Origin of the sequence: Nitratidesulfovibrio sp. D1 (assembly GCF_051133415.1) — a bacterium.
Taxonomy (GTDB): Bacteria; Desulfobacterota; Desulfovibrionia; order Desulfovibrionales; family Desulfovibrionaceae; genus Cupidesulfovibrio.
The window spans coordinates 219,730-226,447 of record NZ_JBPGNZ010000006.1 but is presented as its reverse complement, the minus strand read 5'-3'; the positions used below and the strand labels follow the sequence as shown (position 1 = coordinate 226,447).

Here is a 6,718-nt window from a genome sequence, read left to right as displayed (position 1 = left end):
GCGGGGGGAGAAACTTTTTCCAAAAAGTTTCTCCCCCCGCCCCCGGTTCCTTCTTCCTCCCCACCGCCGCCCCCGGAACACTCCGCCCTTTTCCCGGACGGGCTCTTGGCGTATGCTGCGTGCAAACTCTGACGGCCGACGGCGCGGGGCGAAGCATGACGGAACGGTGGGATGCGGACACGGTTCGGCGCTACATCCAGTGGCTGGAGACGCCCAAGGGGGCGTTTGCCGTGCGGCACGAGCAGCGGCTGCTGCACCATCTGGTGTCGGGCTGGCCCCGGCGCGGGCACACCCTGCTGGAGGTGGGCTGCGGCCCTGGGGTGTTCCTGGAATCGTTCTGGGGGGCGGGGTTCGACGTCACGGGGCTGGACAGCAGCGAGGCCATGCTGGAGGCCGCGCGTGAGCGCATGAACTGCCGGGCGGACTTTCACCTGGGCGTGGCCGACCACCTGCCCTTCGACGACGACGCCTTCGACTACGTGGCCCTGCTGACCAGCCTGGAATTCATGCCCGACCCGGCGGCGGCCCTGGCCGAGGCGTTCCGGGTGGCCTCGCGCGGGGTGCTGGTGGGCTTCCTGAACCGGCTCTCGCCCTACTATCCCACCCACGGCCTGCCGGTGCCGGGCCTGCGCGGCTCCCTGCTGCGGCAGGCGCGCTGGTTCAGCGTGCCGTCCATGTACGGACTGGTGCGCCGCACGGGGGTGGCCTGCTCCATCACCATGCGCTCGGTGCTGCACGGCCCGGCCTGCACCTGGCGCGAATCGCGGCTGTTCGAAGCCCTGAACGGCTGGATCAGCCTGTCGCCGTTCGGGGCGTACGTGGCCATGCGCATGGACTTCGGCCGCCGCATGCCGGTCACCCCGCTGATGCTGCGCACGGGCAAGGCCGCCGTCTCGCGCATCACCCCCGGCCGCCAGACCGCCACGGACGGGTACTCCTGCCGCCAGAAGCACGCGGACTGATCCGGTCCGGTTCCACCCGCCGCATTGACAGTGGCGCGGCATTCCTCCATGGTGGGCACACTATATGAGGAGGTCTGCTAGTGGACTTCATCGATTGTCCCTGTACGGGCAAGACCCTGTCCAAGCTGGTGCGGCCCGCCATGCTGACCCTGCTGGCGCGCGAGCCCTTGCACGGCTACGAACTGCGCAAGCGCTGCGAAGGTCTGGCGCTCTTCCATGGCCAGCCGCCGGACGCGGCAGGGCTGTACCGCGCCCTGCGCGAGATGGAGGACGAGGGGCTCGTGCTGGGCGCGTGGGACACTCCCGGACGCGGACCGGCCAAGCGCAGGTACGCCATCACCCTCACCGGGCAGGCCTGCCTTTCCCGCTGGAAGGCCACCCTGACCGCCTATCGGGACGCCATCGCGCAACTGCTGGACATGGCCGGAACGGCGCGGGACCCGTCGGCGTTCACGCCTGAAGCCGGGCCATTCCGCACGGCGCCGGAACGACCCGCCATCCCGGAGCCGCACCGTGAACCCTGATGTGCGCCATGACGTGAGCCGCGACGCGCCACGCCGTCCGGACCGGCACCGCCCGCCTGCCACGCACCGCGCCCGCGCAAACCGTCGCGGCGCTTCCCTGCCGTCCCCCGCCGGAACACGCCGCGAGAATATCTCCGCCATCCTGCGCCGCACCGCGCACGGCCACTGCACGTTCGACGACGCCGTGCGCCTGCTTTCCCTGCCCCCGGACAGTCCGGATGCCCTGCGCCTGCGCCGCGCCGCCCACCGGGCGGGGTTGCGCTGGACCGGCGGCCGGGGCCACATCTGGTTCGCCATCGGCATGGACGGCGCGCCCTGCCCCAGAAGCTGCGCCTTCTGCTCGTTCGGCGAACGGTGGGGACTGGCCGGAACGCCGTGGCGGCTGGCCGGGGACGAGGCCGTGGCCGCCATCCGCGCCCACGACGTGCCCGGCGTGGGCTACATCGTGCTGCGCACCACCGACCTGTTCCCCCTGGACGACCTGGCGGAAATCGCCCGCCGGGTCATGCCGCTGCGCCATGCCCGGCTGGTGGCCAACGTTGGTGATTTCCGGGAGGACACGGCCCGGCGGCTGCACGGCGCGGGCTTTCGCATGATCTACCACGCCCTGCGCCTGCGCGAAGGCATGGACACCGGCATCGCCCCGGCCGTGCGCCTGCGCACCATGCACGCGGCCATGGCGGGCGGGCTCGCGCTGGCGGCGCTGGCCGACCCGGCGGGGCCGGAACACGATGCCCGCGAAATCGCCCGGGCGTTGTTCCTGCACAAGTGCGCCGGGGCGGACGTGCTGGGGGCCATGGCCCGCGTGCCCGTGCCCGGCACGCCCAAGCACGGGCTGGGAGCCGTCACGCCGGAACGCCACGCCCAACTCACCGCCGTGGCCCGGCTGGTGGCGGAGCCGCGCGTCCCGGCCATCTGCGCCCACCCGCCCCACGCGCTGCTGGCCGAATCCGGCGCCAACGTGCTGGTGGTGGAGCACGGGGCCATCCCCCGCGACACGCAGCGGGCGCACGCGGCATGGCGTTCCTTTTCCCTCGACGACGCGGCGGCCATGCTCCGCGCCGCCGGGTACCGCGTCGGATGACCCCCACGACGGCATACGCCGGAACGACCACCACAGGAGGACAGCACATGACGCCACACGCAACGGCACGCCGCCCCATCATGTGGCGGGGCATGCACAACGGCATGGCCCTGCGGGCGGTGCTGCTTCTGGCCGGAGCGCTCCTGTTCGGGCTGCTGGCCGCCCCCCTTGCCGTCCGCGCGGAAGGCGACGGCCCGGCGCGGGTGGGCACGTGGAAGACCGCGCAGACCATCCAGCCCTTCCTGTACGCCGGTCTTGCGGCAGAACGGCTGCCCCCACGCGGGGTGGAGGTGCTGTCCTTCACCAACCCCGGCGACCAGAAGGCCGCCCTGCTGGCGGGCAGCCTGGACATGACCGGCACCACGCTGGCCCTGGCCATCCAGGCCGCCGCGCGGGGCGAACCGGTGCGGCTGGTGGCCGCCCTGTGCGAGAAGTGCTCGGCGCTCGTGGTCCGCAAGGGCGGGGGCGTCACCTCCGTGGCCGGGCTGCGGGGCGGACGCGTGGGCTACGTGCCCGGCACCATGCACGAAATCCTGCTGCGCGAGGCCCTGACCCGCGCCGGGCTGGTCCCCGGCAGGGACGTGACCCTGATGCGCGTCGATTTCTTCGACATGGGCATCGCCCTCGCCAAGGGCGACATCGACGCCTTCCTGTCCGGCGAACCGCTGCCCACGCAGGCCGTGTTGCAGGGCTACGGCGAAATCCTGGCCTACCCGTACTTCGACGACGCCATCGGCCCCATCAACGCGGGGCTCATCGTCCGGACGGACACGGCGGAGCAGCGGCCCGACCTGGTGACCGCGCTGGTGGCGGCCCATGCCCGCGCCACCGAACGGCTGCGGGCGGACAAGAACCTGTGGCTGACGGAGGCCGCCACGCGCTTCGGCACCGACAGGGCCGTGCTGGACGCCGCCGCGCCGAACATGGAACTGGCCTGGGACATGGACGACGCCTTTGTCCGCAGGCTGGCCGTACTGGGCGCGCGGATGAAGGAACTGGGCATGATCGACAGGGAGCCGGACTATGCCGCGCTGGTGGACCGGCGGTTCGTGGACGCCGTGCGCGCCGGGCTGGCCCGGCCCTAGCGCCACGGGAGGACGCACCGTGCCCGCACAGCGACATGCCGCCCATGCGGCGGCCTTCCGGGTGTTGCCCCTGCTCGTGCCGTCCGCAATGCTGTTGCTGTGGTGGTCGGCGTCGGCCACGGGCATGGTCGCCGCCTATCTGCTGCCCTCGCCCGGCGATGTGCTGGCCGCGCTGCACGGCTACGTGCTGGGTCCCGCCGACGGCAGCCCCTACAGAGGAAGATTCGCGGGGGACGTGACCGCCAGCCTGTTCCGGGTGGGCTGCGGCTTCGCGCTGGCCGTGGCCGCCGGGCTGCCCCTGGGCGTGGCCTCGGGCCGCCTGCCCCTGCTGCGGCGCGCCGTGGCCCCGGCCATCGACGGACTGCGCGCGGTGCCGGGAATCTGCTGGCTGCCCCTGGTGCTGGTATGGTTCGGCATCGGCCTGCGCGCCACGGTGTTCCTGGTGGCGCTGGCCGCGTTCTTTCCCGTCTACCTCAACACGGCGGCGGGCACGGCGGGCGTGCCGCCCGTGCTGGTGCGCGCCGGGGCCATGCTGGGGCTTTCCCCGGCGGGCATCTTCCTGCGGGTGGTCATGCCAGCGGCCATGCCGCACATCCGCACCGGGTTGCGGCTGGGGCTGGGGCTGGGCTTCGCCTATCTGGTGCTGGGCGAACTGACGGGCGTGCCCGACGGCGTCGGGGCCATGGTCATGGACGCCCGGCTGGCGGGCCGGGTGGACATGATCATGGCGGGCATCCTCATCCTTTCCGCGCTGGGCGTGCTGTGCGACGCGCTGCTGGCGCAGGTTCTGCGGCTTGCCTTCAAAAGCGCGCGCCTGCCGTGACGTCCCCCCTGTTCATGGCGGAAGGCGTCGCCAAGTCCTTCCCCGACGAGCGCGGCGCACCCCGCGCCGTGCTTTCCGGCGTCGGCCTGTCGCTGCGCCGGGGCGAAGTGCTGGCCCTGCTGGGTCCCAGCGGATGCGGCAAGAGCACGTTGCTGAACATCCTTGCCGGGTTCGTGCCGCCCGACGCGGGGCGGGTGCTGCTGGAGGGCAGGCCATGCGCCGCGCCCGGCCCTGAACGGGCCGTGGTGTTCCAGGAGGACGCCCTGTTTCCGTGGCTGACCGCGCGGGAAAACGTCGAACTCGGGCTGCGCGCCGCGGGAACGGGCGCGGCCGAAGCCCGCCGGACCGCCGACGGCATGCTGGACATGGTGGGCCTTGCGGGGTGCGGGGGGCAACTGCCCGCCGCGCTTTCCGGCGGCATGCGCCAGCGGGTGGCGCTGGTCCGCGCGCTGGCGGTGCGGCCCAAGGTGCTGCTGATGGACGAACCCTTCGCCGCGCTGGACGCCATGACCCGCGACCAGATGCACGACGTGTTGGTGGACTTGCACGCGGCCACCGGCGTCACCATCGTCTTCGTCACCCACGACGTGGCCGAGGCCGCGTTTCTCGCCGACACCGTGGCGGTGATGGGCCGGCCCGGAAACGCGGGGGACACGGGCGGCGGTGACGCCCCCGTCCACCGGGGCGGCGCGGGCATCGTGGCCCGCGTGCATCCGCCGTCCCCGCGCGTGCGGGGGCCGGAAGCGCGCCGCAGCGAAACCTGCGACGCCCTGCGGGACATCCTGCGCCGGCATGCCTGACGGACGCCCCGCGCCTTCCCTCGCGCGTGATATTCTACGATTTTGACAATACCCGCCCATTGGACTATCCATGGCTGTTTCCGCACCGGCGGGGCGCGGCGTGAAGTCCGCACGCCCCCTGCCGCGCACGCCTGCATCCGGAAGCGAGCCATGAGCACCAACAATTCCGACAAGACCGCCGCCCCCAAGATCACGGGCGACAAGGTGAGCACCATCAAGGGGTTCGCCGATATGTTCAGCCCTGACAGCGACGTGTTCACCTTCATGGAGAACACCGCGCGCGAGGTGTTCAGCCGCTACGGCTACACCGAACTGCGCACCCCGCTGCTGGAGCGCACCGAACTGTTCTGCCGTTCCATCGGCACCGAGACCGACGTGGTGCAGAAGGAAATGTACACCTTCCCGGACCGCAAGGGCCGCTCGCTGACCCTGCGCCCCGAGGCCACGGCGGGCGTCATGCGCGCCTTCATCGAAGCGGGCCGCCACGCCCAGGAGCCGGTGTCCAAGCTGTTCACCACCGGCCCCATGTTCCGCTACGAGCGCCCGCAAAAGGGCCGCATGCGCCAGTTCCACCAGATCAACTGCGAATGCCTTGGCCCGCAGGAGCCGCAGGCCGACGCCGAACTGGTGCTGATGCTCATGACCTTTCTGCGCGAACTGGGGCTGACCGACCTTTCGTTGCAGGTGAACTCGCTGGGCTGCCGTGAATGCCGCCCGGTGTACCGGGCCGCGCTGCGCGACTTTCTGGATTCCATCGACCGCGAATCCCTGTGCGAGGACTGCCGCCGCCGCATCGACACCAACCCGCTGCGGGTGCTGGACTGCAAGGTGCCCACCTGCCGCGAGCTGACCGCCGACGCGCCGCGCATCATCGACCACAACTGCCCGGAATGCCGCACCCACTTCGATACGGTGCTCCGCGTGTTCGACGCCGCGCGCCTGGACTACGTGCTCACCCCGCGCCTGGTGCGCGGGCTGGACTACTACAACCGCACCACCTTCGAGGTGGTGTCCGGCTCCATCGGCGCGCAGTCGTCGGTGGCGGGCGGCGGGCGGTATGACGGCCTTGTCGCCCAACTGGGCGGCCCGGACGTGCCCGGCGTGGGCTTTGCCTGCGGCATGGAGCGCCTTGCGCTGATGATGCCCGCGCTGGAGAAGAAGCGGCCCGACTTCTACATCGCCGTGCTGGACCCGGCGGCTGCGGACGCGGCCATGCTGCTGGCCCAGGAACTGCGCGCGGCGGGCAAGGCGGGCGAGGTGTCCTTTGCGGCGCGCGGCATCAAGGGCCAGATGCGCCAGGCCGGGCGCACCGGCGCGCGCGTGGCCCTGCTGCTGGGCGGCGACGAACTGGCCGCTGGCACCGTGGTCGTCAAGGACATGGACAGCGGCGAGCAGCGCAGCGTGCCGCAGGGTGAGGCCGTGGCTGCCGTGTAGCCACCG

At 72.0% G+C, this 6,718-nt stretch carries 7 protein-coding genes; all 7 read left to right on the top strand.

Annotation, left to right across the window (positions count from 1 at the left end):
* Positions 1-155 precede the first annotated feature (155 nt).
* The gene (locus ACR4XJ_RS13960) at positions 156-962 is read left to right on the top strand and encodes a class I SAM-dependent methyltransferase (protein ID WP_434755768.1); all 807 of its coding nucleotides are present in this window, start codon (positions 156-158) and stop codon (positions 960-962) included.
* An 80-nt stretch (positions 963-1,042) separates the two neighbouring features.
* Positions 1,043-1,486, top strand: coding sequence for a PadR family transcriptional regulator (locus ACR4XJ_RS13955; RefSeq protein WP_434755767.1), 444 nt, complete (start codon positions 1,043-1,045; stop codon positions 1,484-1,486).
* Entirely contained in the window at positions 1,476-2,570 is a 1,095-nt protein-coding gene (locus ACR4XJ_RS13950) for a radical SAM protein (RefSeq protein WP_434755766.1), read from the top strand. Before ACR4XJ_RS13955 ends, ACR4XJ_RS13950 begins: the two co-directional genes overlap by 11 nt.
* A gap of 47 nt (positions 2,571-2,617) precedes the next feature.
* On the top strand, positions 2,618-3,655 hold the full coding sequence (locus ACR4XJ_RS13945) for an ABC transporter substrate-binding protein (protein ID WP_434755765.1): 1,038 nt from the start codon (positions 2,618-2,620) through the stop codon (positions 3,653-3,655).
* A gap of 19 nt (positions 3,656-3,674) precedes the next feature.
* The gene (locus ACR4XJ_RS13940) at positions 3,675-4,478 is read left to right on the top strand and encodes an ABC transporter permease (protein ID WP_434755764.1); all 804 of its coding nucleotides are present in this window, start codon (positions 3,675-3,677) and stop codon (positions 4,476-4,478) included.
* The gene (locus ACR4XJ_RS13935) at positions 4,475-5,278 is read left to right on the top strand and encodes an ABC transporter ATP-binding protein (protein ID WP_434755763.1); all 804 of its coding nucleotides are present in this window, start codon (positions 4,475-4,477) and stop codon (positions 5,276-5,278) included. Before ACR4XJ_RS13940 ends, ACR4XJ_RS13935 begins: the two co-directional genes overlap by 4 nt.
* A gap of 150 nt (positions 5,279-5,428) precedes the next feature.
* A complete protein-coding gene (gene hisS / locus ACR4XJ_RS13930) occupies positions 5,429-6,712 on the top strand; it encodes a histidine--tRNA ligase (RefSeq protein WP_434755762.1) in 1,284 nt (427 codons plus the stop codon).
* The last annotated feature ends 6 nt before the right edge of the window (positions 6,713-6,718 follow it).